Annotated in this window: 1 protein-coding gene and 1 pseudogene; both read left to right on the top strand. The window is 58.6% G+C overall.

The genetic code is table 11. From position 1 onward, the window contains the following. Window positions 1–237 precede the first annotated feature (237 nt). Window positions 238–1,153 (top strand): annotated as a pseudogene (gene istA, locus EOC06_RS44515) (IS21 family transposase); the annotation flags it as partial. Beyond that, on the top strand, window positions 1,154–1,771 hold the full coding sequence (gene istB, locus EOC06_RS40500; RefSeq protein WP_245330119.1) for an IS21-like element helper ATPase IstB: 618 nt from the start codon (window positions 1,154–1,156) through the stop codon (window positions 1,769–1,771). Window positions 1,772–1,940 lie beyond the last annotated feature (169 nt).

Here is a 1,940-nt window from a genome sequence, read left to right as displayed (position 1 = left end):
CTTCATGATGCACCTTTCCTTGATCGCCTGGTCCGTTGCAGTCGGCGTTGAAGTTTATCGATCTGGTCGCTGGAAAGGCTGATCTGTCATCGGGCGATGAATATTCCCTGATTGTGGGCATCGAAAATTCCCTAGTTGGCGCTGCTGCCGCCAGTTCCGGGACGCGTCCCGGAACTGGCGGCTTTCGCTCCGGCGTCGATAGTCCGTCCCGATTTGATCGGAATCGGAGCGGCGCTGGTGGTCCAACTTGGAGAACTTCTGATGATATTGGATCTACACCGTCAGGGCCTGTCCGTGACCGCGATTGCTCGGCGAACGGGCCGCGATCCCAAGACGGTCCGCAAATACATCGAGCGCCGGCTCGAACTTCCCGCCTATGGCCCGCGACAGGCGGGGCGGCCAAACAAGATCGTGCCCTTTGTCGACTATCTGCGCGAACGGGTCTCGGCCTTTCCCGATCTGAGCGCCGTGCGCCTGACGCGCGAGATTCGTGAGCGCGGCTATGACGGCGCCTACACCGCCGTGAAGCGCTTCGTGGCCGCAATCCGACCGCAGGAGCAGGTGCGTCCCTTCGAGGTGCGGTTCGAGACTCCGGCCGGATATCAAGCACAGATCGACTTCGCGCGCTTCGTCACCGAGTTCACCGACGCGCCGGGCGTGACGCGCATCGTCTGGCTGTTCTCGCTCGTGCTTGGCCACTCGCGCTACATCTTCGCCCGCTACGTCATGCACCAGGACCTGCAAACGCTGCTGCGCTGTCATATGCAGGCGTTCGACGCCATTGGAGGAATACCGATCGAGATCCTCTACGACAGGATGAAGACGGCGGTCACCGGCGAAGATAACGAAGGCCACATCATCTACAATCGCTCGCTGCTGGCGCTGGCCAAGCACTTTGGCTTCCAGCCCAGAGCCTGCCGGCCGTATCGCGCCAAAACCAAGGGCAAAGTCGAGCGACCATTCCGCTATATCCGCGAGGACTTCTTCCTGGCCCGCAGCTTCCGCAATCTCGAGGACCTGAACGAGCAATTGCGAGATTGGCTCGACACCGTCGCGCCTGCACGGCACCACGCAACGCATCGTCAGCGAAGCCTTCGCGGCGGAGCAGCCGGAACTTCAACCTCTCCCGGCAGTTCCCTTCGACGAACTTCTGGTGGAAGAACTAACCCTGCGCGAAAGTCGGCGCATCAAGGCTGCTCTGATGATGGCGCGCCTGACCACCATCAAGACGCTCGCCGGCTTCGACTTCGCTTTCCAGCCATCGCTCGATCGGGACCGCATCATGGCGCTGGCCGAACTGAAGTTCATCGAGCGGGCGGAGGTAGTCCATCTTCTCGGCCCGCCCGGCACCGGCAAGAGCCATCTGGCGACCGCGCTCGCCGTCGAAGCCGTCAAGGCCGCAAAGAGCGTCTACTTCTCAACGCTCGCCGACATTATCGCCTCGCTGGCCAAGGCCGAGCGCGAGGGGCAGTTGCGCGAGCGTATCCGCTATCTATGCCGCGCATCCCTGCTGGTCGTCGACGAAATCGGCTATCTCCCGGTCGTGCCCGGCGGCGGCAATCTCTTCTTCCAGCTCGTCAATGCCCGTTACGAGAAGGGTGCCATGGTACTCACCTCCAATCGCGGCTTTGCAGAATGGGGCGAAGTTTTTGGTGATCCTGTTGTCGCAACAGCATTGCTCGACATACTTCTTCACCATGCAGTCGTCGTGCAGATCGAAGGATCTGTAAATAAGTACAAAGCAAATCGAAATACAATAGTTTGGCAATAATTGATAGTACCATGTGAAGTTATTGTCCACAGAAATATTATATTAGTCCTAAATAACTCTCAGAGGTATACAGAAAGTGACCTATTTAATGTAGACTGAAAGAACGTCATATGTCGTGCGCACGACATTTACATCATGATATATCCTGCCACCTGCCACCTGCCACGGG

This window comes from Mesorhizobium sp. M7A.F.Ca.MR.362.00.0.0 (assembly GCF_004023175.1).
In the GTDB taxonomy this organism is placed as follows: domain Bacteria; phylum Pseudomonadota; class Alphaproteobacteria; order Rhizobiales; family Rhizobiaceae; genus Mesorhizobium.
Note: the sequence above shows the minus strand (reverse complement) of the source record. Positions and strands in the feature narration are given on the sequence as shown.